Source organism: Acidobacteriota bacterium, assembly GCA_020845575.1.
Classification (GTDB): domain Bacteria; phylum Acidobacteriota; class Vicinamibacteria; order Vicinamibacterales; family Vicinamibacteraceae; genus Luteitalea.
The window spans coordinates 1-21,751 of the sequence record JADLFL010000053.1 but is presented as its reverse complement, the minus strand read 5'-3'; the positions used below and the strand labels follow the sequence as shown (position 1 = coordinate 21,751).

22 protein-coding genes are annotated in these 21,751 nt (G+C 67.4%); 12 read left to right on the top strand and 10 right to left on the bottom strand.

The features are described 5' to 3' along the window. Positions 1 to 6: 6 nt before the first annotated feature. Together sucD and sucC are read right to left on the bottom strand one after the other, a co-directional pair. Positions 7 to 873 carry a succinate--CoA ligase subunit alpha gene (gene sucD, locus IT182_15370; GenBank protein ID MCC6164729.1) on the bottom strand — a complete coding sequence of 289 codons (867 nt, stop codon included), beginning with the start codon at positions 871 to 873 and terminating at the stop codon, positions 7 to 9. A gap of 18 nt (positions 874 to 891) precedes the next feature. Continuing rightward, on the bottom strand, positions 892 to 2,052 hold the full coding sequence (gene sucC / locus IT182_15365; protein MCC6164728.1) for an ADP-forming succinate--CoA ligase subunit beta: 1,161 nt from the start codon (positions 2,050 to 2,052) through the stop codon (positions 892 to 894). 304 nt (positions 2,053 to 2,356) lie between these two features. On the opposite strand from sucC, the gene IT182_15360 reads away from it, so the two are divergent. The 3 genes from IT182_15360 to IT182_15350 all read left to right on the top strand — a co-directional run bounded on the left by IT182_15360 (position 2,357) and on the right by IT182_15350 (position 5,861). Further along, positions 2,357 to 3,037 (top strand): succinate dehydrogenase cytochrome b subunit, encoded by a 681-nt coding sequence (locus IT182_15360; protein MCC6164727.1) that lies wholly within the window; start codon positions 2,357 to 2,359, stop codon positions 3,035 to 3,037. Beyond that, entirely contained in the window at positions 3,037 to 4,950 is a 1,914-nt protein-coding gene (locus IT182_15355; GenBank protein MCC6164726.1) for a fumarate reductase/succinate dehydrogenase flavoprotein subunit, read from the top strand. The genes IT182_15360 and IT182_15355 overlap by 1 nt, the downstream gene beginning before the upstream one ends. Before the next feature lie 155 nt (positions 4,951 to 5,105). Further along, the gene (locus IT182_15350; GenBank protein ID MCC6164725.1) at positions 5,106 to 5,861 is read left to right on the top strand and encodes a succinate dehydrogenase/fumarate reductase iron-sulfur subunit; all 756 of its coding nucleotides are present in this window, start codon (positions 5,106 to 5,108) and stop codon (positions 5,859 to 5,861) included. A gap of 87 nt (positions 5,862 to 5,948) precedes the next feature. On the opposite strand, the gene mdh is transcribed toward IT182_15350, so the two are convergent. The 3 genes from mdh to IT182_15335 form a co-directional block, all read right to left on the bottom strand. Continuing rightward, complete coding sequence (mdh, locus tag IT182_15345) at positions 5,949 to 6,875, bottom strand: malate dehydrogenase (GenBank protein MCC6164724.1); 927 nt, start codon at positions 6,873 to 6,875, stop codon at positions 5,949 to 5,951. A 33-nt stretch (positions 6,876 to 6,908) separates the two neighbouring features. Then, positions 6,909 to 8,156, bottom strand: coding sequence for an NADP-dependent isocitrate dehydrogenase (icd, locus tag IT182_15340; protein ID MCC6164723.1), 1,248 nt, complete (start codon positions 8,154 to 8,156; stop codon positions 6,909 to 6,911). Between the two features lie 222 nt (positions 8,157 to 8,378). Continuing rightward, a complete protein-coding gene (locus IT182_15335) occupies positions 8,379 to 8,903 on the bottom strand; it encodes a hypothetical protein (protein ID MCC6164722.1) in 525 nt (174 codons plus the stop codon). A 49-nt stretch (positions 8,904 to 8,952) separates the two neighbouring features. Between IT182_15335 and kdsB the strand changes: the two genes are divergently transcribed. The 9 genes from kdsB (at position 8,953) to IT182_15290 (ending at position 16,513) form a co-directional block, all read left to right on the top strand. After that, a complete protein-coding gene (kdsB, locus tag IT182_15330; protein ID MCC6164721.1) occupies positions 8,953 to 9,747 on the top strand; it encodes a 3-deoxy-manno-octulosonate cytidylyltransferase in 795 nt (264 codons plus the stop codon). 16 nt (positions 9,748 to 9,763) lie between these two features. Beyond that, on the top strand, positions 9,764 to 11,431 hold the full coding sequence (locus IT182_15325; protein MCC6164720.1) for a CTP synthase: 1,668 nt from the start codon (positions 9,764 to 9,766) through the stop codon (positions 11,429 to 11,431). Between the two features lie 10 nt (positions 11,432 to 11,441). Continuing rightward, positions 11,442 to 12,257, top strand: coding sequence for a 3-deoxy-8-phosphooctulonate synthase (gene kdsA / locus IT182_15320; GenBank protein ID MCC6164719.1), 816 nt, complete (start codon positions 11,442 to 11,444; stop codon positions 12,255 to 12,257). 8 nt (positions 12,258 to 12,265) lie between these two features. Beyond that, the gene (locus IT182_15315; GenBank protein MCC6164718.1) at positions 12,266 to 13,252 is read left to right on the top strand and encodes a KpsF/GutQ family sugar-phosphate isomerase; all 987 of its coding nucleotides are present in this window, start codon (positions 12,266 to 12,268) and stop codon (positions 13,250 to 13,252) included. Further along, complete coding sequence (locus tag IT182_15310) at positions 13,252 to 13,800, top strand: HAD hydrolase family protein (GenBank protein ID MCC6164717.1); 549 nt, start codon at positions 13,252 to 13,254, stop codon at positions 13,798 to 13,800. Before IT182_15315 ends, IT182_15310 begins: the two co-directional genes overlap by 1 nt. Beyond that, positions 13,797 to 15,023, top strand: a complete 1,227-nt coding sequence (locus tag IT182_15305; GenBank protein ID MCC6164716.1) for a tetratricopeptide repeat protein — start codon at positions 13,797 to 13,799, stop codon at positions 15,021 to 15,023. The genes IT182_15310 and IT182_15305 overlap by 4 nt, the downstream gene beginning before the upstream one ends. Before the next feature lie 7 nt (positions 15,024 to 15,030). Next, on the top strand, positions 15,031 to 15,636 hold the full coding sequence (locus tag IT182_15300; protein MCC6164715.1) for a dephospho-CoA kinase: 606 nt from the start codon (positions 15,031 to 15,033) through the stop codon (positions 15,634 to 15,636). A 139-nt stretch (positions 15,637 to 15,775) separates the two neighbouring features. After that, the gene (locus IT182_15295; GenBank protein MCC6164714.1) at positions 15,776 to 16,102 is read left to right on the top strand and encodes a type II toxin-antitoxin system RelE/ParE family toxin; all 327 of its coding nucleotides are present in this window, start codon (positions 15,776 to 15,778) and stop codon (positions 16,100 to 16,102) included. Between the two features lie 3 nt (positions 16,103 to 16,105). Continuing rightward, positions 16,106 to 16,513 carry a putative addiction module antidote protein gene (locus IT182_15290; GenBank protein MCC6164713.1) on the top strand — a complete coding sequence of 136 codons (408 nt, stop codon included), beginning with the start codon at positions 16,106 to 16,108 and terminating at the stop codon, positions 16,511 to 16,513. Positions 16,514 to 16,611: 98 nt separating this feature from the next. Here the strand turns inward: IT182_15290 and IT182_15285 are convergent, their stop codons facing one another. The 5 genes from IT182_15285 to accB form a co-directional block, all read right to left on the bottom strand. Next, entirely contained in the window at positions 16,612 to 17,547 is a 936-nt protein-coding gene (locus tag IT182_15285) for a bifunctional 5,10-methylenetetrahydrofolate dehydrogenase/5,10-methenyltetrahydrofolate cyclohydrolase (GenBank protein ID MCC6164712.1), read from the bottom strand. A 48-nt stretch (positions 17,548 to 17,595) separates the two neighbouring features. Then, positions 17,596 to 19,074 carry an amino acid permease gene (locus IT182_15280; GenBank protein ID MCC6164711.1) on the bottom strand — a complete coding sequence of 493 codons (1,479 nt, stop codon included), beginning with the start codon at positions 19,072 to 19,074 and terminating at the stop codon, positions 17,596 to 17,598. 76 nt (positions 19,075 to 19,150) lie between these two features. Next, positions 19,151 to 19,804: a thiamine phosphate synthase gene (gene thiE / locus IT182_15275; protein ID MCC6164710.1), complete on the bottom strand. Its 654-nt coding sequence runs from the start codon at positions 19,802 to 19,804 to the stop codon at positions 19,151 to 19,153. Then, positions 19,801 to 21,147 carry an acetyl-CoA carboxylase biotin carboxylase subunit gene (gene accC, locus IT182_15270; GenBank protein ID MCC6164709.1) on the bottom strand — a complete coding sequence of 449 codons (1,347 nt, stop codon included), beginning with the start codon at positions 21,145 to 21,147 and terminating at the stop codon, positions 19,801 to 19,803. The genes thiE and accC overlap by 4 nt, the downstream gene beginning before the upstream one ends. 5 nt (positions 21,148 to 21,152) lie before the next feature. After that, on the bottom strand, positions 21,153 to 21,653 hold the full coding sequence (gene accB, locus IT182_15265) for an acetyl-CoA carboxylase biotin carboxyl carrier protein (protein ID MCC6164708.1): 501 nt from the start codon (positions 21,651 to 21,653) through the stop codon (positions 21,153 to 21,155). Positions 21,654 to 21,751 lie beyond the last annotated feature (98 nt).

The window sequence follows — 21,751 nt, the reverse complement described above, 5'->3', positions numbered from 1 at the left end:
CCAGTATTACAACCGGCTGGCGATCGCGGCGCCGATATCGGCGGGGCTCTTCACCACGGTGACGCCGGCGGCGGCCAGCGCCGCCATCTTCTCGTCTGCCGTGCCCTTGCCGCCCGAGATGATGGCGCCCGCGTGACCCATGCGGCGCCCCGGAGGCGCCGTCTGTCCGGCGATGAAGCCGACCACGGGCTTCTTGAAGTTGGCCTGGATCCAGGCGGCGGCTTCCTGCTCGGCCGACCCGCCGATTTCGCCGATCATCACGACGGCCTCGGTCTGGTCGTCGCCGGCAAACAGCTCCAGCGCGTCGATGAACGACGTCCCGATGAGTGGATCGCCGCCGATGCCGATGCAGGTGGTCTGGCCCAGTCCCAGCTTGGAGAGCTGGTGAATCGCCTCGTAGGTGAGCGTGCCGCTCTTGGACACGATCCCGACGCGGCCTTCCGGACAGATGTGCCCGGGGATGATGCCGGCCTTGGCCTGCCCCGCCGTGATGAGGCCCGGGCAGTTCGGACCGATGAGGCGGCTCGTGCGGCCCTTCATGAAGTGCAGCGCCTTCATCGTGTCGAGCACCGGGATGCCTTCGGTGATGCACACGATCAGGTCGAGGCCCGCATCGGCGCCTTCCATGATCGCGTCGGCCGCAAACGGCGGCGGCACGAAGATCACCGAGGCGTTCGCGCCGGTCTTCGCGACGGCGTCGGCCACGGTGTTGAACACGGGGAACCCTTCGTGCTCGGTGCCGCCCTTGCCGGGCGTCACGCCACCGACGACGTTGGTGCCGTAGGCGGCGGCGGCCTTGGCGTGAAAGGTGCCTTCGCGCCCTGTCAGCCCCTGGACGATGAGACGGGTGGACTTGTCGATCAGTACAGCCATGGCAGTGTCCGGGTTCCTTTAGCGCGAGAGGGCGACGACGGTGTCGGCCGCCTCGCCCATCGTGTCGGCCGTCGAGAAGTTGAGTCCGCTCTCGCGCAGCATGGCCTTGCCCTGCTCCACGTTGGTGCCTTCCATCCGGATGACGATCGGCACGGGGACGCCGAGTTCCGTGACGGCGGCGATGACGCCGGCGGCCAGCACGTCGCACCGCAGGATCCCGCCGAAGATGTTGATGAGCACGGCCTTCACGTTGGCGTCCGACATCAGGATGCGGAAGGCGTTCTTGATCTGCTCCGCGTTGGCGCCGCCACCCACGTCGAGGAAGTTGGCCGGCTGCCCGCCCGCCAGCTTGATGATGTCCATGGTAGCCATCGCAAGACCGGCGCCGTTGACCATGCAGCCGATCGTGCCGTCGAGGCGGATGTAGTTCAGCGAGAACTTGCTGGCCTCGATCTCGAGCGGATCTTCCTCGGCCAGGTCGCGCAGGTCGCGGAACTCGGGATGACGATACAGCGCGTTGTCGTCGAAGGTGACCTTCGCGTCGAGCGCGATGACGTCGCCGCCCTCGGTGACGATGAGCGGGTTGATCTCGATGAGCGATGCATCGGTCGCGACAAACGTGTCGTACACCTGCTGCATCACTTTCACGGCCTTGTTGACGTGCTCGGGCGCGAGGCCGATGCCGAACGCGAGTTGTCGTGCCTGGAACGCCGTGAGGCCGGTGATGGGGCTGATGGCCACCTTCTTGATCGCATCGGGGTTCTTCTCCGCGACCTCCTCGATGTCCATGCCGCCTTCGCTGCTCGCCATCAGCACGGGACATCCCGCCGCGCGATCCACGAGCAGACCGAGGTACAGTTCCTTGGCGATCTTCACGCCTTCTTCGACGAGGAGACGCTCGACGGTCCGGCCTTCGGGTCCCGTCTGGTGCGTGACCAGCGTCATGCCAATCATGCGCGTCGCCGCTTCTTCGGCGGCCGCCGCATCCTTGACGACCTTGACGCCGCCGCCCTTGCCGCGTCCGCCGGCATGAATCTGCGCCTTGACGACCGTCACACCGCCGCCGAGGCGCCGGGCGATGGCGCCGGCCTCTTCGGCCGAGAACGCGACTTCCCCGCGCGGCACCGGCACGCCGTGCCGGGCCAGGATGGCCTTTGCCTGATACTCGTGAATCTTCACCGGAGTTCCTTGAACGTGGTGGGCCTGCGCCGAACGTCTGAGCCGTGGCGCGGATCGCACCGACCGCCGCAGCGCCCCTATCATTAGCTGGCCGACGGGCATGGTCAAGCCTCGCGACGCATGTCCGGCGTTGCCCACGGGAGTATCGGCGGGATACCATGCCGACGATTCGGGCGGCCGCCAGGTACCACGGAGTTGTCCGTGGACGAGGCCCCCGGCCAGCGACCGATGCCTTCCGACAGCCCTGTCTCCCTCTCGACGCAGCCGCGCGCCGCCCAAGGCACCCCGGCCTGCGGAGTCTGACATGCCCAGTCGTCCGTCATTCTTCTCGTCCTCGGTCGGGTCCAAGATCCTGATCGGCCTCACGGGACTCCTGCTCTTCGGCTTCCTCCTCTCGCACCTGGCCGGCAACCTCACGCTCCTCGGCGGCCCAACGGCCTTCAACGCCTACACGGAGAAGATGGCGTCGTTCGGACCGCTTCTGTGGGTGGCCGAGGCGGGATTGGTCGCGATCTTCCTCGTGCACGTCGTCAAGACGATGCTGAACTACCGGCGCAACGCGGCGGCACGACCGGCGGCCTATCGGGAGAAGCGGTGGGCCGGCCACACCAGTCGCAAGTCGTGGGCCTCGACGTCGATGGCCATCACCGGTCTGGTCATCCTCGTGTTCGTGATCTCGCACGTGAAGATGTTCAAGTTCGGCGCGTGGTACGTGGATGCGGCCACGGGTGGGCGCGACCTGTTCCGCCTGGTGGCCGAGATCTTCAGCAATCCGGTCTACGTGGTGGCCTACGTGCTCACGATGGGCCTCATCGGGCTGCACCTCAGTCACGGCCTCTCGAGCGCCGTGCAGTCGCTCGGGCTCTCCAACCAGCGGATCGGCCGCGGCCTGGTCCTTGGCGGCCGCGTGCTGGCCGCCATCCTCGCCGGCGGCTTCGCGATGCTGCCGATCTACATGTACCTCGCTCACCAGGTGGCGCAGTGATGACGCTCGACAGCAGGATCCCGGCCGGTCCCATCGAAGCGAAATGGGATCGGTACAAGTTCGAAGCGAAGCTGGTGAACCCGGCCAACCGCCGCAAGCTGACGGTCATCTGCGTGGGCACGGGCCTGGCCGGCGCGTCGGCCTCGGCCTCGCTCGGCGAGCTCGGCTACAACGTTCTCACCTTCTGCATCCACGACAGCCCACGTCGCGCGCACTCGATCGCCGCGCAGGGCGGCATCAACGCCGCGAAGAACTACAGGAACGACGGCGACAGCGTCTACCGCCTGTTCTACGACACGGTGAAGGGCGGCGACTATCGCGCACGCGAGGCCAACGTCTACAGGCTCGCCCAGGTCAGCGTCGACATCATCGATCAGTGCGTGGCGCAGGGCGTGCCGTTCGCGCGCGAGTACGGCGGCCTGCTCGACAACCGGTCGTTCGGCGGCGCGCAGGTGTCGCGCACGTTCTACGCGCGCGGACAGACGGGCCAGCAGCTCCTCATCGGCGCCTACCAGTCGATGATGCGACAGGTTGACGCCGGCACCGTCACGCTCATGGCCCACCGCGAAATGCTCGACATCGTCGTGATCGACGGACAGGCGCGCGGCATCGTCACGCGCAACCTGGAAACGGGCGAGATCGAGAAGTGGGCCGGCGACGCCGTGCTGCTCTGCACGGGCGGTTACGGCACCGCGTACTACCTCTCCACCAACGCGGTGAACAGCAACGTCACGGCGTCATGGCGCGCGCACAAGCGCGGCGCGCTGTTCGCCAATCCGTGTTTTACGCAGATCCACCCCACGTGCATCCCCGTGAGCGGCGACCATCAGAGCAAGCTCACGCTCATGAGCGAGAGCCTGCGCAACGACGGGCGCGTGTGGGTGCCCAGGAACGCGGGCGACAGGCGTCCGCCGCAGCAGATCCCTGAAGGCGAGCGCGACTACTACCTCGAACGCCGCTATCCGAGCTTCGGCAACCTCGTCCCGCGCGACGTCGCGTCACGCGCCGCCAAGCTGGTGTGCGACGACGGGCGCGGGGTCGGTGAGACGGGCCTGGCGGTGTACCTCGACTTCGGCGACGCCATCAACAGGCTCGGGAAGGGCGTGATCAGCCAGCGGTACGGCAACCTGTTCGACATGTACCAGAAGATCACCGACGACAACCCGTACGACGTGCCGATGCGGATCTACCCCGCCGTGCACTACACGATGGGTGGGCTGTGGGTGGACTACAACCTCATGTCGACGATCCCTGGCCTGCACGTACTCGGGGAAGCCAACTTCTCCGATCACGGTGCCAACCGCCTCGGCGCCAGCGCGCTCATGCAGGGCCTGGCCGACGGTTACTTCGTCATCCCCTACACGCTCAGCGACTACCTGGCACGCACGTCGCTGCCCAAGGTCACCACCGACCACGAGGCGTTCGGCGAGGCCGCCAACAACGCGCAGAGCCAGATCACGAGGCTGCTGTCGATCAAGGGCAACAAGACGCCGCGTGAACTGCACCGCCAGCTCGGTCATGTGATGTGGGACAACGTGGGCATGGCGCGCACGGCCGAGAGCCTGCAACGCGCACTCACGGAGATTCCGAAAATCCGCGAAGAGTTCTGTCACAACGTGTCGGTGCCCGGCGAGGCGAACAACACGAACAAGAACCTCGAGTACGCGGGCCGCGTGGCCGACTACCTCGAATTCGCGGAACTGCTCGCGCTCGACGCGCTCAGGCGTGAGGAGTCGTGTGGCGGCCACTTCCGCGAGGAGTACCAGACACCCGACAACGAAGCGCAGCGCGACGACGAGCACTTCGCGCACGCGGCGGCGTGGGAGTTCACGGGAGTCGGCTCGACGCCGGTGCGCCACGTGGAACCGCTGACGTTCGAATACGTCAAGCCGACACAGCGGTCGTACAAGTAGGCCGGGCACCGGGCACCGGGCACCGGAACGGAGCATCGGGCAACCGGACGGCTGGTGCGACCGGGATTGCTGATGGTAGGGCCGGCCCTCCGGGCCCGGCCGAAACGTGTAGCCGCCGGCTTCCATCCGGCGGACAGGGGTAATCGAGAGCACACATGGCCGGATTGAACTTGACCTTGCGGGTGTGGCGGCAGGCGGGTCCCAACGCACAGGGACGGCTCGTCGAGTACAAGGCTGACGACATCTCCCCCGACATGTCTTTCCTCGAGATGCTCGACGTGGTCAACGAGGGGTTGATCCGCAGCGGCGAGGAGCCGATCGCCTTCGACTCGGACTGCCGCGAGGGCATCTGCGGCACGTGCGGATGCATGGTCAACGGCGTCGCGCACGGTCCGGACCCTGGCACGACCGTGTGCCAGCTCCACATGCGCCGCTTCAGGAACGGCGACACCATCGTCATCGAACCCTGGCGCGCGCGTGCCTTCCCCATCGTCAAGGACCTGATCGTCGATCGGAGCGCGCTCGATCGGATCGTCAGCGCCGGCGGCTACGTGTCGATGAACGTGGGAGCGGCGCCCGACGGCAACGCCATCCCGATCGGCAAGCCCATCGCCGATGCGGCCTTCGACGCCGCGGCCTGCGTCCAGTGCGGCGCGTGCGTCGCCGCGTGCAAGAACGCGTCGGCGGCCCTCTTCACGTCCGCCAAGATCTCGCACCTCAACCTGCTGCCGCAGGGCAAGGTCGAACAGGATCGCCGCACGCTGCGCATGGTGGAACAGATGGACATCGAGGGATTCGGGTCGTGCTCGAACGAAGGCGAGTGCGAAGCCGTGTGCCCGAAGGAAATCCGCATCAGCAACATCGCGCGGATGAACAGGGACTACCTCAAGGCCCAGTTCGCAGCACGCTGACGCGACCAGAACGAAACGAAAGAGGCGATCCGGGCACAGGCCCTGACCGCCTCCTTGTCGTATGGGCCCTGAAGGCCGGTTGGCCGTCTACACGCCGATGACCGTCGTCAGTTCCTTCACGGCGGCGGCCGACTTGTCGAGGGCGGCCTTCTCGTCGGGCGTCAGCGTGATCTCGATCACCTGCTCCACACCCCTGGCGCCGAGCTTGACCGGCACGCCGAGGACCTGTCCCGACACGCCGTACTCGCCCTGCAGGTACACCGAGCACGGCTCGATCAGCTTCTTGTCCTTGAGGATCGCCTCCACCATGCGCGCCGACGACTGCCCTGGCGCGTACCACGCGCTCGTGCCCACCAGCTTGGTGATCTCCGCGCCGCCATTGGCCGTGCGCTCGCAGATCGCCGCGATGCGCTCTGCGGGAAGCAACTCGGTGATCGGGATGCCGGCCACCGTCGAGTAGCGCGGGAGCGGCACCATCGTGTCGCCGTGGCCGCCGAGGACGAACGCGTGCACGTTCTCCACCGAGACGTTGAGCTCGGTGGCGATGAACGCGCGCATGCGCGCCGAGTCGAGCACGCCAGCCATGCCGATCACACGCTCGCGCGGGAGGCCGCTCAGCTTGTGGACCGCCTGCGCCATCGCGTCGAGCGGGTTGGCCACGACGATGATGATCGCGTCTGGCGAGTACTTCATCACGTTGGCCGTGACGTCCTGCATGATCTTGTAGTTGACCGCGAGCAGGTCGTCGCGGCTCATGCCCGGCTTGCGGGGCACGCCAGACGTGATCACCACCACGTCCGAGCCGGCCGAGAGCGCGTAGTCGCTGCCGCCGACAAGACGCGTATCGCTGCCTTCGACCGGACACGCCTGCAGGATGTCGAGTGCGATGCCCTGCGCCTTCGAGTCGGCGATGTCGATGATGACCACGTCGGCCAGTTCGCGATTCGCGATCGAACGCGCGACTGTCGCGCCGACGTTGCCGGCGCCACCGACCACTGTGACTTTACGGTTCATGATTCTCCCTGTTCCTGAACGGCCGACTGGCCCTTACATTTGGCTGATGATTGCGTCGCCGAAGGCCGAGCACGACACTTCGGTCGAGCCCTTGATCAGGCGCGCGAGGTCGTACGTCACGGTCTTGGCGGCGATGGCCTTCTCGAGCCCGCTCACGATGAGATCGGCCGCCTCGGTCCAGCCCATGTAGCGGAACATCAGCTCGCCCGAGAGAATCACCGACCCTGGATTGACCTTGTCCTGGTTGGCGTACTTGGGTGCCGTGCCGTGCGTCGCCTCGAACACCGCGTGGCCGGTCACGTAGTTGATGTTGCCGCCCGGCGCGATGCCGATGCCGCCCACCTGCGCGGCGAGCGCGTCGGAGATGTAGTCGCCGTTCAGGTTGAGCGTGGCGATGACGTCGTACTCGGCCGGACGCGTGAGGATCTGCTGCAGGAACGCGTCGGCGATCACGTCCTTGATCACGATGCCGTTCGGCAGCGTGCACCACGGACCGCCGTCCACTTCGACGGCACCGAACTCGCGCTTGGCGAGCTCGTAACCCCAGTCGCGGAACGCGCCCTCGGTGAACTTCATGATGTTGCCCTTGTGCACGAGCGTGACGCTCTTGCGTCCGTTGGCGATCGCGTACTCGATTGCGGCGCGCACGAGGCGTTCCGTGCCTTCACGCGACACGGGCTTGATGCCGAGGCCCACCGTGTCGGGAAAGCGGATCTTCGCGTACGGCCTGGGGAACGCCGCCTGCAGCAGTTCCTTCAGCGTCGCGACTTCAGGCGTGCCCTCCGCGAACTCGATCCCCGCGTAGATGTCTTCCGTGTTCTCGCGGAAGATCACCATGTCCACCAGGTCGGGTCGCTTCACCGGCGTCTCCATGCCCTCGAAGTAGCGCACGGGACGCAGGCACGTGTAGAGATCGAGTTCCTGACGAAGCGCGACGTTCAACGAACGGATGCCACCACCGACGGGCGTGGTGAGCGGCCCCTTGATACCGACGAGGTATTCGCGGAACGCCGTGAGCGTGTCGGCGGGCAGCCACTCGTTGCGTGTGGTGAATGCCTTCTCGCCCGCGAGCACTTCGAACCAGACCACCTTGCGCGCGCCGCCGTAGGCCTTCTGCACGGCGGCATCGAACACGCGCACGCTGGCGCGCCAGATGTCGGGGCCGATGCCATCGCCTTCGATGAACGGCAGGATCGGCTGGTCGGGTACGACGAGCGCATCGGCTTGTCTGGTGATCGGCGAGCCCTCGGTGGGCGCGGTGAGGTGCGTGAACTGCGGCATGGAGGTGGTGTCCCGTGAATTAGGTCACGCCCCTGTGGCTCGTCGCACGATATTCACAGAAGCTGTGGAAAACCCTGTTCAAAAACCTGCCCTGAGAGGGTGTAACCTGCGACGACATCGAAGCTGCGAGCGTCTTGCACCAACGTGGTGCGTGCCCGCGCCGCGGCGCGTCGAGCGCGACGATTATACCCGCCTCCGCCAGACGTTTCGGCAGGCCGACGATCAGGGTCGCCACGGCAGCCGCACCACGCGGCCATCAGGCATCATGACGAGTTCGACGCTGTCCTCGGCGATGCGCCCCAGCCGGTAGACGCCATCCACGGTGTCGCCCTGCCGCGCGTGCAACACGCCGTTGGGCGTGGCGAGAATCGCGACGAGTCCCGTGCCACCGACCTCGCGCGTTTCCGCCATGCCGATCAGTCTCACGCGCGGCCCGGCGGGCTGTGGCTGAAGGGGCACGTCGGCAGGCGGTGACGGCACGCGTTCCGTACGTCCTGACGCACTGTTCGCCTCGCGCACCCGCGTACCCGGCAGGAAGGGGTTGCGCGTGGCCACCGGCACCGATCGCACCAGACGATCCGCCGTCAGGCGGCCGAATCGGACGCGCGGCACGTCCTCGTCGGCAATCGCCCGCACGGGTACGAGCGGCGACGTGGCCGGCGCGAGCGGAGCCGCGGGCCACAGCACCCATCCCCACGCCGCCACCATCACCCCCAGCAGCCAGACGGCGACCGCCTCTTTCGACACGGACGGATGATATAGCGGCTTCCCGTCCTCCACCTCCTCCATCCTCGCGATGCGCGTGCTAGAATTGCGCGTGCTGCACAGTGCCGGCTCCGCAACCCGGTCACCCGCGACGGCCGTTGCCGTCATTCCCGCACGATTCTCCTCGACGCGACTCCCCGGGAAACCGCTGGCCGACATCCACGGTCGGCCGATGATCGAGCACGTCTATCGGCGCGCCAGCGATGCCGCGTCGGTCTCGCGCGTCATTGTCGCGACAGACGATGTGCGCGTGTTCGATGCGGTGCGGGCGTTCGGCGGCGATGCGCGAATGACATCGCCCGACCATCGCACGGGCAGCGAACGCGTCGCTGAAGTGGCCGCAGGACTCGACGCGGATCTGATCGTCAACGTGCAGGGCGACGAACCGCTGCTCGAACCGGCGATGATCGACGTCGCTGTCGCTGCCTGCGTGGCCGATCCATCGCTCGTGATGAGCACGATTCGCACGCGCATCACCGACCCCGGCGAGATCGCGAGCCCGGCGGTGGTCAAGGTGGTGACGGATCTGACGGGCCGCGCACTCTACTTCACGCGCGCCGCGGTGCCGTTCCTCCGCGATCCAGGCACACCCGCCACGTGGTACAAGCACGTCGGCCTGTACGTGTATCGCCGCGCGTTCCTGCTGGCGTTCGCGGCGCTGCCGCCAACGCCGCTCGAACTGAGCGAATCGCTCGAACAACTGCGCGCCCTGGAGCACGGGCACGCCATCATGACCGTCGAGTCGCGCCATGACGCGCTCGGCGTGGATACGCCCGACGACCTCGAGAAGGTGCGCCGCCTCATGGCGGACGCCGCGACTCCGTGACTCCCTGATGTCCACCATGCCGACGCCCGCGCCCCATCGACCCGTCAAGTACATCTTCGTCACCGGTGGCGTGGTGTCGTCCCTCGGCAAGGGGCTGGCCGCTGCCTCGATCGGCGCGTTGCTGGAGAGCCACGGTTTCAAGGTCACGCTGCAGAAGTTCGACCCGTACATCAACGTCGACCCGGGCACGATGTCGCCGTATCAGCACGGCGAGGTCTACGTGACCGACGATGGGACCGAAGGCGACCTCGACCTCGGTCACTACGAGCGGTTCACCAACACCGTCACCTCGAAGAACTCCAACTGGACGACGGGCAAGATCTACCTCTCGGTGATCCAGCGCGAGCGGCGCGGCGACTATCTCGGCGCCACGGTGCAGGTGATTCCGCACATCACCAACGCCATCAAGGAGAGCATCCTCGCGGTATCGGACGGCGTGGACGTGGTGCTTGTCGAGATCGGCGGCACGGTGGGCGACATCGAAAGCCTGCCGTTCCTCGAAGCCATCAGGCAGTTCCGTCAGGACGTCGGCCGCGAGAACACGCTCTACATCCACCTCACGCTCGTGCCGCACGTGAGCACGGCCGGCGAGTTGAAGACAAAGCCCACGCAGCACAGCGTGCGCGACCTGCGCTCCATCGGCATCCAGCCCGACATCCTGCTGTGCCGCACCGATCGCACGCTGCCGCGGGACATCAAGCGCAAGATCGCGCTGTTCTGCGACGTCAACGAGGAGGCCGTGATCACGGCCCGCGACGTGTCGAGCGTGTACGAAGTCCCGCTCGCGCTCGCTGAAGAGGGCATCGATCGCATCGTGCTCAAGCAGCTCTCGATGCCGAACGAGCCACGGCCCGAGGGACAGTGGGAAGCGCTCCTCGATCGCATCAAGCATCCGCACGACCAGATCACGATCCACGTCGTCGGCAAGTACGTGGGACTGGAGGATTCCTACAAGAGTCTCACCGAAGCACTGTTCCACGGCGGGTTCCATCACCGCTTGAAGGTCGACGTGAAGTGGATCGAGGCCGAGGCGCTCGAAGCCGACGGCGGTGAACGCGCGCTCGACGGGGCCGACGGCATCCTGGTGCCCGGCGGGTTCGGCAACCGCGGCACGCGCGGCATGATGAAGGCCGTGCAGGTCGCGCGCGAGCGGCACATCCCCTTCTTCGGCATCTGCTACGGCTTCCAGTGGGCCACGGTGGAGTTCGCGCGCAACGTGTGCGGGGTGACCAACGCCGACTCCACCGAGGTCACGCCGGACACGTCCGACAAGGTGATCTACAAGCTGCGCGACCTGCTGGGTGTCGACGATCTGGGCGGCACCATGCGCCTCGGCTCCTACGCCTGCCAGCTCAAGCCAGGCTCGCTCTCGCATCGCCTGTACGGCGCCGACGTGATCCACGAACGGCATCGCCACCGGTACGAGTTCAACAGTCTCTACGAGCCGGCCATCACCGAGAAGGGCATGGAGATCGTCGGGCGTTCGCTCGACGGCAAGTTCGTCGAGATGGTGGAACTGCCCTCGCACCCATGGTTCATCGCGGTGCAGTTCCATCCCGAATTCAAGTCGAAGCCGCTCAAGCCGCACCCGCTGTTTGCCGGCTTCGTGAGGGCCACGCACGAACACGCGCTCGCGGCGCGCGCCCACGCCCACGTCGACGCGCCCGCCGAGACGCTGGCCTGAAGGCGATCCCGTGCAACCGGTTTCCGTCGGATCCGCGACGTTCGGTGCCGGTCAACTCGCGTTGATCGCGGGCCCCTGCGTCATCGAGAGCGAGTCGCACGCCATCGATCTCGGGCATGCCCTTGCGGCCATCGCCCGTGAGGCCGGCGTGCCGTACGTTTTCAAGGCGTCGTTCGACAAGGCCAACCGCACGTCGTTGTCATCGTTCCGCGGCCCTGGCCTCGACGCAGGGCTTCGCACGCTGGCTCGCGTGAAGGCGGAGATCGGCGTCCCCGTGCTCACCGACATCCACGACGCGAGTCAGGCGCGCGAGGCGGCTGCTGTCGTCGACGCCCTGCAGATCCCGGCGTTCCTCTGCAGGCAGACCGACTTGCTCGTGGCCGCGGCCAGTACGGGCGCGGTGGTCAACATCAAGAAGGGCCAGTTCCTGGCGCCGGCCGACATGCGGTTTCCGTTGGAGAAAGTACGCGCGTCCGGCAACGCGCGCGTGCTGCTCACCGAGCGAGGCACGTCGTTCGGGTATCACAACCTCGTGGTCGACATGCGCACGTTCCCACAACTGCGGGCGCTGGGCGCGCCCGTCATCTACGACGTCACGCACAGCCTGCAACTACCCGGCGCCGGCGATGGACGTACGATCGGCCAGGCGGCCTACATCGAGACCATGGCGAGCGCCGGTGTGGCGGCGGGCGTCGACGGCGTGTTCATGGAAGTCCACGAGGAACCCGCGCGCGCGAAGTCCGACGCCGAGAACGCCCTGCGGCTCGACCTGCTGCCGGCGTTGCTGCGCCGCCTCACGCGCATCCACGCGGCCCTGACGGCGTGACGCCCCTCATGCCCGAGACGCCGGATGTGCCACGTTCAGACGCGCTCGCGCTTGCCGCACGCGTGCTGCGGACCGAAGCCGAGGCGATCCACGGTCTGGTGGCCAGGCTCGATGCACGATTCGAACAGGCGGTGACGCTGCTGGCCGAGTGCCGCGGACGCGTGATCGTCACGGGCATGGGCAAGTCCGGCATCATCTGCCGGAAGATCGCCGCCACGCTCGCGAGCACGGGCACGCCCGCGTTCTTCCTGCACCCGGCAGAAGCCCTGCACGGCGACCTCGGCGTCGTCACGCAGGCCGACCTTGTCATGGCGCTGTCGCACGGTGGCGAGACGCCGGAAGTCGTGCGGCTGGCGGAGATCGTCAAGCGACTCGGCGCGCGCCTCATCGGGATGACGGGCGCACCACGATCGACGCTGGCGCAGATGGCGGACGTCCATCTCGATTGCGGCGTCGACGCCGAAGCGTGTCCGCTCAACCTCGCGCCGACGGCGAGCACGACGGCGGCGCTCGCGCTTGGCGACGCGCTGGCGATGGTCCTGCTCACGACGAAGGGCTTTCGCGCCGACGACTTCGCGTTCAGGCATCCCGGCGGCTCGCTCGGCAAGCGGTTGATGCGGGTCGATCAACTGATGCACACGGGCGATGCCATGCCCGTGGTCGCCGCGACAACGCCGCTGCGCGACGTCATCTACGAGATGAGCCGCAAGGGACTCGGCGTGACGTGCGTGGTCGATGCGGCGGGGCGCCTCGAAGGCCTCGTCACCGACGGCGACCTGCGACGCTTCATGCTGCGCAACGACGACATCGCGTCGCACGGCGCGAGCGACGTCATGACACGCACGCCCGTCACGATCCCCGCGACAGTCCTCGCCGCCGAGGCGTTGCAGGTGATGGAGACGCGACGTATCACGTCGGTGCCGGTGGTGGACGGCGCGGGCGCACCAGTGGGCGTGCTGCACATCCACGATCTGTGGCAGACGGAACTGTTCTGATGTCCGCCCCTTCCTCCGCAACCGCCGTGGAGCGTGCGCGTCGCATCGCGGTGCTGCTCCTGGACGTCGATGGCGTGCTGACCGACGGCGGCGTCTACATCGATGGTGATGGGCGCGAGACCAAGCGCTTCGACATCAAGGATGGCGCCGGGATCGTCATCGCGCGGCGGGCGGGACTGACCGTCGGCGTGATCTCGGCGCGGCACTCGGCGGCCACACTGCATCGCGCGAAGCAACTGGGGCTCGATCCCGTACACCAGGGCGTCTCCGACAAGGCCGCTGTCGTCGAGCAATTGATGCGCACGCGCGGGTGGGACGCCGAAACTGTCGCCTACATGGGCGACGATGTGGTAGACCTGCCGGTGCTGCGTCGCGTGGGCCTGGCGGCCTGTCCGTCCGATGCCGTTCCGGAAGTCCGTGCTGCCGTCCACTTCGTGAGCCCGGCATCGGGCGGCCACGGGGCGGTACGCACGCTCATCGAAGAGATCCTGCGCGCCCAGGGCCGATGGGACGCGATGGTTGCCACACATGGCCACGAACGTCCGTGATCGCTGACTACTTCCCGCTTCTCTCGGCGCTCGTCGCGTTGCTGCTCGGCCTGGCCGCCGGCAAGGCGTGGGAGCGCTACAAGCTGCACGAAGGCCGCTGGATCGACCGCCGCAAGGCGCGGCAGTCGCCGCATTACATCCAGGGCCTCAACTTCCTCGTGGCCAACCAGCTCGATCACGCGATCGAGGAACTGAGCCAGGCCGCGCGCGTGGACGAGGATGCCGTCGAGATCCACATGATTCTCGGCAACCTGTATCGGGAGAAGGGACAGGGCGGGCGGGCGATCCAGATCCATCAGCAGATCCTCCAGCGCCCGCGCCTGAGCAAGCTCGAACACACGTATGCCCTGCTCTGCCTGGGCCTCGATTTCACGCGCGGCGGGTTCGTCGATCGCGCGCACGAGGCGTTCGGCGAGGTGCTGCGGCTGGACCCGAGCAACGAGCACGCGCTGCTGCAGTTGCAGAAGCTCTACGAAGACCAGAACCAGTGGTCGGAGGCGTATCGCGTACGCCGGGAACTCGCGCGCGAGGACGAGCCGGAGCAGCGCACGAAGCGCCATCAGCAGATCCAGGCGTTCCTCGAGAACGAGCTGGGGATGCAGTCGCTCGCACGGAACGACCTCACGGCCGCACGTCGTCACTTCGAAGCCGCGATCGAGCTCGATGCCGACGTGGCGCCCGCGTACCTGAACCTGGGCGACGTCAGGCGCGACGCCGGCGACATGCCAGGAGCGGTGGAGGTGTGGGAGCAACTTGTCGCGTCGATACCGGCGCGAGCCCATCTGGTCGCCGATCGCCTCGCCGACGCCTATGCCGCGGCGGGGCGCCCAGATGCGTTCGAGCACCTGTTCCGCCGCATCGCGACCGACCATCCGCAGGACTGGCGCGCGCGGCTCGCGCTGTCGCGCCACATGCTGCGTGCGGGCCGCCCCGACGAAGCCCTGCAACTCGCGCTGGCGGCGCTCACGATCAACCCGCACGCACTCCTGCTCCATCAGGGCGCGTGGGACATCCTCCTCGCGCTGCACCTGGACCAAGCCGCCGTCGAACGCTACGTCACGCACAGCCGGGACGCCGTGTTCTACAAGGACCCGCACATCTGCCTGCGCTGCCGGTACCGGAGCAAGGAACTGCTCTGGCGGTGTCCGCACTGCCACGAGTGGAACTCGTTCGTCGAAGACCGGCTGGCGCCCGCGCGTACCAGTGAAGACACCGATGCCTGACGGCGTGGTGCGCGTCGGCCTGACGGGCGGCATCGCGACGGGCAAGTCATATGTCACGGCTCGCTTACGTGAATACGGACTCCCCGTCATCGACGCCGACCAACTCGCGCGCGACGCGGTGGCGCCTGCGTCCGACGGCCTGCGCGCCGTCGTGGGACGGTTCGGTCCAGGCGTGCTCGACGCATCGGGCGCGCTGGATCGCTCGGCGCTCGGCGCGATCGTCTTCGCCGATCGACTGGCGCGTACCGACCTCGAAGCCATCATCCACCCCGAGGTGAGGCAGCGTATCGAGGCGTGGTTCGAGGACCTCGCGGCGGGCGGCTATCGCGGGCCGGCGATTGCCGACATCCCCCTGCTCTTCGAGACAGGACGCACGCACCAGTTCGACTTCCTCGTCGTCGTGGCCTGCGATCCGGCGACGCAGCGCAAACGATTGATGGCAAGAGACGGCTTGTCTGGCGAAGACGCCGACGCGCGCCTGGCGGCGCAATGGCCGATCGCGAAGAAGGTCGAGGCCGCCGACCGCGTCGTCAAGACCGACGGCACGTTCGCCGACACCGACGTCCAGATCGCCGTCCTGGCCCGCTGGCTGCGCTCCGTCGAACCGAAGTAGGGCCGGGCAAGCCCGGCCCCTACACCGTGGGGGGGGTGCACGACCGGGTCTGTGCGGGATAGGGAGATGCCTGTACGTTTCTGCCGGACGTAGGGGCCGGGCTTGCCCGGCCCGCCATGTGTCCATCATAATTGACAACATGACCGTCGGCGCGTCTCCGGTCACCGTGCTGATGACCGAGACCTTCACGGTCTGGCTCGACGCCTTGCATGACCGACAGGCACGTGCGCGAGTCATCGCGCGCGTCGGGCGGTTGGCCCAGGGCAATCCGGGTGACCATCACGCGCTCGACGGTGGACTGATCGAGCTCCGCATCGACTACGGTCCTGGCTACCGCGTGTACTACACACAACGCGAAACGACTGTTCTACTGGTGTTGTGCGGCGGGGACAAGCGAAGGCAGGCGCAGGACATCGCGCGAGCGAGAGCCATCGCGGCCGAGTGGAAAGCAGCGAAGAAGAGGTGACGAATGGCTGTCAAAGTGGAACAGTGGGATGCTGCGCGATTCCTGCGGGACGAGGCGGACATCGCGGCCTATCTCGAGACGTGTGCTGAAGAGGCAGGGGACGACCCGGCGTTCATGCTGCAGGCACTCGGCGCCGTGGCACGCGCGCGTAGCATGAGCGCGCTCGCGCGAGAGACGGGGCTGACGCGGGCCGCGCTCTACCAGGCGCTCTCGGCCACTGGCAACCCGACGTTCGCCACTGTCACGAAGGTGGCCGCCGGCCTCGGTATACGAATACAGTTCGCGACGCTGCGGAGTACGTCACAACCTGCCCGCCAGCGGCCACGCACCAGTACGTCTGCAAGCGCGCGAAGTTCGCAGGCCCGTCGCCCACGAAAGCCACGCGCGGCAGGCGCGGTCGAGCCCATGTAGGCCGGGCTCGGAGAGCCGGCCCTACCAATCTCGCGGTGTAGGGACCGGGCTTCCGCCTTCGCCCTCCGGGCTTCGGCGCGACAGGTCGCCCGGCCCGCTCAGACGCTGATGCCTGTCCGGCGTTGGGCGGCGGTGAGAGTGTTGTGCATCAACATGGCGATCGTGAGGGGACCCACACCACCGGGCACGGGCGTGAGGGCACCGGCCACGGCTGCGACGGCGGGGTGCACGTCGCCCATCAGCACGGAGCCCTTCGCCTTCCACGTCTCATGACGCTTCGAGCCCTCGCCGAAGAACGCGACAACGTCGGCTTCGCTCGTCACGCGGTTCATGCCCACGTCGATGACCGTCGCCCCGGGCTTGACGAAGTCCGGCGTCACGAACCCGGCGCGCCCGATCGCGGCAACGAGGATGTCCGCCTCGCGTGCCACGGCCGACAGATCGACGGTCTTCGAATGCGCGATGGTCACCGTGGCATGAAGATGCAGCAGCAACAGCGCCATCGGCTTGCCGACGATGTCGCTGCGGCCGATGACGACGGCACGCCGTCCGGCGATCGGCACCTGCTCGCGTTCCAGCAGTTCGATGACGCCTGCCGGCGTGCAGGCGACGAGGCCGTCGCGATTCTGCACGAGCCTGCCGACGTTCTCCGCCGTGAATCCGTCGACGTCCTTGGCTGGATCGATGGCTTCGAAGACGCGCCGCGCCGCGTCACTCCCCATCGCCGCAGGCAGCGGCGACTGCACGAGGATCCCGTCGATGCCCGGTTCCGCGTTGAGCGCCTGCACGAGTTCCAGCACGTCTTCGATCGACGCGCTTGCCGGACGCGGATGGAGGTCGACACGGAAGCCGACCTCCGCGCCGTGCGTCCGCTTGCTGCCGACGTACACGTGCGAGGCGGGATCGTCGCCCACCAGCACGAGTGCCAGGCCGGGCGGACGCCCGGCCTCGGCGGTGAACGCCTGCACGCGTGGCTGCAGGTCTTCGCGCATGCGGCGCGCGAGTGCGGCGCCGTCGAGCAGGCGTGCGCTCACCGGGCCTCGCTTCGCGACGAGACCACGGTGACGACACCCCGTGTCACATCACGCATGGCTGTTCAACCGGCTGTGCTGCTTGCCGTAGCCGAAGTAGATGAGGAGCCCCAGCGCGAGCCAGCCGGCCAGTCGCAGCCAGTTGGTCCAGCCGAGGCCGTACACCATCGCTCCGCACGTGAATATGCCCGCCAGTGCGACAAGCGGAACCGCCGGCACGCGGAAGCCGCGCGGAATGTCCGGCCGCCGCACACGCATGATCCACACACCCGCGCAGACCAGCATGAACGCGAACAACGTCCCGATGCTGGTCATCTCTCCCACGATGTCGCCCGGCACGAACGCGGCAAACAGCCCGGTGAACACGAAGAAGAACCAGTTGGACTTGTACGGCGTCCGGTGCTGCGGGTGCAACTCGGCGAAGAACCGCGGCACGAGCCCGTCCTTGGCCATCGAGTAGAACACGCGCGATTGCCCGAGCAGCATCACCAGGATCACCGACGAGAAGCCGGCGAGAATGGCCACGGTGACGAACTTGGCCAGCCAGCCGTACCCCGTCATGTACTTCGCGATCGCGAAGGTCACCGACGCTTCGCGCCCGGTGCTGCGGAAGTCCTCGACGGTGGCGATACCGCTCAGGACGTGTGCAAACAGCACGTAGAGCACGGTACACACCACGAGTGAGCCGAGAATGCCGATCGGCATGTCGCGCTTCGGGTTCTTCGCTTCCTGCGCGGCGGTGGAGACGGCGTCGAAGCCGATGTAGGCGAAGAAGACCACGCCCGCGGCGCCGAGGATGCCCATGATGCCGCCGTAGTTGTGCGTGATGCCGTCATGCGTCGTGTAGAGCGTGGCGGGCGGGATGTACGGCGTGTGGTTGACCGGGTTGATGAAGCCCCAACCCAGCGCGATCACCAGCAGGACGATGGCGACCTTCGTGATGACGATGATGTTGTTGACCCAGGCCGATTCCTGCGTGCCGCGCACGAGGAGCGCCGTGAGTCCCGAGAGAACGAGGACGGCGGGCACGTTGATGATGCCGTGCGCACCCGTGACGGGGTCAACCTGGAATGGCGAGTGACACCACGCGTACGGTATTTGTAACCCGAAGAATTCAAGGACCTTGTTCAAGTACTCACTCCAGGCGATGGCGACGGTGGCCGCGCCGACCGCGTACTCGAGAATGAGGTCCCAGCCGATGATCCACGCGACGAGCTCCCCCATCGTCGCGTACGAATACGTGTACGCGCTGCCCGCGATGGGGATCATCGAGGCGAACTCGGCATAGCAGAGGCCGGCGAGCGCGCAGCCGAGCGCCGCCACGAGGAAGGCGATGGTGACCGACGGGCCGGCCCGATCGGCGATCGCGGCCGCCGTCCTGACAAACAGACCGGCACCGATGATCGCGCCGATCCCGAGCGCCACCAGCGCGCCGGGACCGAGGGTACGCTTCAGCGTCCCCTCCCCTGTCGCCGCACCTTCGGCAAGCAGTCGGTCGATGGACTTGGTACGAAAGAGTGTACTGGCCAAGCGTGTCTCCCCCGGGGTCAGGTTGCCTAGTCTGTGCAGTGCGCTGGCAAAGTCTCGGCGCGCATTATACCCGCGGCTACACCTCGTCGAGCGCCGACAAGTAGGCCCTGACGCGGCCCGCGGGGTTCCCACCGCGCAGCAGATCGCTGATCACGACAACGGCACCGGCGCCGGCCTCGATCGTCGCGCGTGCCGTGTCGAGCGTGATGCCGCCGATGGCGACGACAGGACGCGCGCCCGACGCATCGGCCTGACGACGTGCCTCCGCCACCAGCGCGAGCCCCACCGGCGTGTACCCCGTATCTTTCGTGTGCGTCCCGAACACGGGCCCGACGGCGATGTAGTCCACCGGCAGCGCGCACGCGCGCGCAATCTGGTCGGGCGTGTGCGTGGAAAGGCCGATGACGGCATCGGCGCCGAGCATCAGTCGGGCGTCGCGCACCGGCAGATCGTCCTGGCCGAGATGCACGTGCCGCGTGCCGGCGACCAGGGCCACGTCGACGCGGTCGTTGACGATGATCCACGCGTCGCCCGCGAGAGCAGCGACGCGATCCACCCAGGCGAGGAGCTGACCACCTGGCGTGGACTTGGCGCGAATCTGGATGAAGCGCGCACCCGCCTGCAGGAACGTGTCGACGAGATCCGGCACGTCCCACCCGGCGGCGGCCGCCACGTCCGCATCGGCGATGGCGTACAACCGCGACGGCAGCGGGCGGCCCGGAACGCTCACTCCGGCTTGGCCAGGAACCGTTCCATGAACGCCGTGGAGATGCGCGCCGCCTGGAAGTCGGGATCGGCAAGGATGCGCAGGTGCATGGGCACCGACGTGTGGATCCCCTCGATCACCGTCATCTCGAGCGCACGCCGCATGCGGGCGATGGCCTCGTCGCGCGTCCGCCCGTGCGACATCATCTTGGCGATGAGCGAGTCGTAGTTGGGCGGCACCGTCGCCTCCGAGTGGACGAACGTATCCACGCGGATGCCTGGACCGCCGGGGAGGCAGAACGCGTCGATGCGGCCGGGACTCGGCGCGAACGTGACGGGGTTCTCGGCGTTGATGCGGCACTCGATTGCGTGCCCGGTCAGCGTCACATCGTCCTGCGTGAACGGGAGCGGCTCGCCCGCCGCCACGCGAATCTGCGCCTTCACGATGTCGATGCCCGTGATGAGCTCGGTGACGCCGTGCTCGACCTGGAGGCGCGTATTCGCCTCGATGAAGTACAGGTTGTTGTCGGCGTCCATCAGGAACTCGAAGGTTCCCGCGCTCGCGTAGCCGACGGCCTTCGCGGCGTCCACGACCATCGCGCCGAGCGCCGCGCGCTGCGCCTCGGTGATCACGGCCGACGGCGCTTCCTCGATCAGCTTCTGGTGGCGTCGTTGGACGGAGCACTCGCGCTCGCCGAGGTGCACCACGTTGCCGTGCTCGTCGCCGATGATCTGGACTTCGATGTGCCGCGGGGCGTCGAGGTACTTCTCGAGGTACACGTCGCCGATGCCGAAGGCGGCCTGCGCCTCACGCTGCGCGGTGCGCAGCGACGGCGGCAGTTCCTCGGCGGCGCGCACGATGCGCATGCCGCGGCCGCCACCGCCGTTGCTGGCCTTGATGATGACGGGATACCCGAGCCGGGCCGCCACCTCGAGGGCCTCCTCCTCGGTCTCGACGGGGCCATCGCTCCCCGGCAGCGTGCTCACGCCCGCCTTCTTCATGGCGCGGCGTGCACGCGACTTCTCGCCCATCAACCGGATCACCGAGGGGCTCGGGCCGATGAACTTGATGTGGCAGGCATCGCAGATCTCGGCGAGATACGCGCTCTCGGAGAGGAACCCGTATCCCGGATGGATCGCGTCGGCGCCGGTGATCTCCGCGGCGCTGATGATCGCCGGCACGTGCAGGTAGCTCTCGCTGCTGCGCGGGGGCCCGATGCAGACGGCCTCGTCGGCGAAGCGGACGTGCAGGCTGTGCTCGTCGGCCTCCGAGAAGACGGCCACCGTCCTGATGCCCATCTCGCGGCACGCGCAGATCACGCGCAGGGCGATCTCGCCACGGTTGGCGATGAGGATCTTCTTGAACACGATCGCTACCGTGCCTTGACCGCGAACAGCCGTTCGCCGTACTGCACCGGCTGGCCGTTCTCCACAAACACCTGGACGATCTCGCCGTCGTATTCCGACACGATCTCGTTCATCAGCTTCATGGCCTCGATGAGGCACAGCACCTGGTTCTTGCGCACCGTGTCGCCCACGGCGACAAAGGGGGCGGCCGTCGGCTCGGGTGAGCGATAGAACGTGCCCACGATCGGCGAGGTGACCACGCCCAGTTCGACGCCGTCCGTGTTGTCGGCGTCGACAGGCGAGGCGGGATCGCCTGCGGCGGTCACCGGTACGCTGGCGGACGCGCCGGCAGACGCCGCGGCCACGACGGGCACCGGCACCGCGTGCGCGGGACTCACCACCACGGCCGGCGCGTCCTGGCCCTTCTTGCGGACGCGCAGCTTGACGCCTTCCTGCTCCAGCTCGAACTCGGAGAGCTCGTGTTCACGGACCAGGTCGAGGATCTGCTTGATTTCGTCGAGTGTCATTGTCAGTGTGCGGCAGGCCAGCCGAGGGGCACGTCGGTGATTCGTTGATGGCCATCCCCGGTCACCACCACATCGTCTTCGATGCGGATGCCCGCACG

Coding starts and splice junctions, on each gene's coding strand:
- sucD (MCC6164729.1), bottom strand. CDS start 873: ATGGCTGTACTGATCGACAAGTCCACCCGTCTCATCGTCCAGGGGCTG.
- IT182_15360 (MCC6164727.1), top strand. CDS start 2,357: ATGCCCAGTCGTCCGTCATTCTTCTCGTCCTCGGTCGGGTCCAAGATC.
- IT182_15355 (MCC6164726.1), top strand. CDS start 3,037: ATGACGCTCGACAGCAGGATCCCGGCCGGTCCCATCGAAGCGAAATGG.
- IT182_15350 (MCC6164725.1), top strand. CDS start 5,106: ATGGCCGGATTGAACTTGACCTTGCGGGTGTGGCGGCAGGCGGGTCCC.
- mdh (MCC6164724.1), bottom strand. CDS start 6,875: ATGAACCGTAAAGTCACAGTGGTCGGTGGCGCCGGCAACGTCGGCGCG.
- icd (MCC6164723.1), bottom strand. CDS start 8,156: ATGCCGCAGTTCACGCACCTCACCGCGCCCACCGAGGGCTCGCCGATC.
- kdsB (MCC6164721.1), top strand. CDS start 8,953: ATGCGCGTGCTAGAATTGCGCGTGCTGCACAGTGCCGGCTCCGCAACC.
- IT182_15325 (MCC6164720.1), top strand. CDS start 9,764: ATGCCGACGCCCGCGCCCCATCGACCCGTCAAGTACATCTTCGTCACC.
- IT182_15315 (MCC6164718.1), top strand. CDS start 12,266: ATGCCCGAGACGCCGGATGTGCCACGTTCAGACGCGCTCGCGCTTGCC.
- IT182_15310 (MCC6164717.1), top strand. CDS start 13,252: ATGTCCGCCCCTTCCTCCGCAACCGCCGTGGAGCGTGCGCGTCGCATC.
- IT182_15295 (MCC6164714.1), top strand. CDS start 15,776: ATGACCGTCGGCGCGTCTCCGGTCACCGTGCTGATGACCGAGACCTTC.
- IT182_15290 (MCC6164713.1), top strand. CDS start 16,106: ATGGCTGTCAAAGTGGAACAGTGGGATGCTGCGCGATTCCTGCGGGAC.
- accB (MCC6164708.1), bottom strand. CDS start 21,653: ATGACACTCGACGAAATCAAGCAGATCCTCGACCTGGTCCGTGAACAC.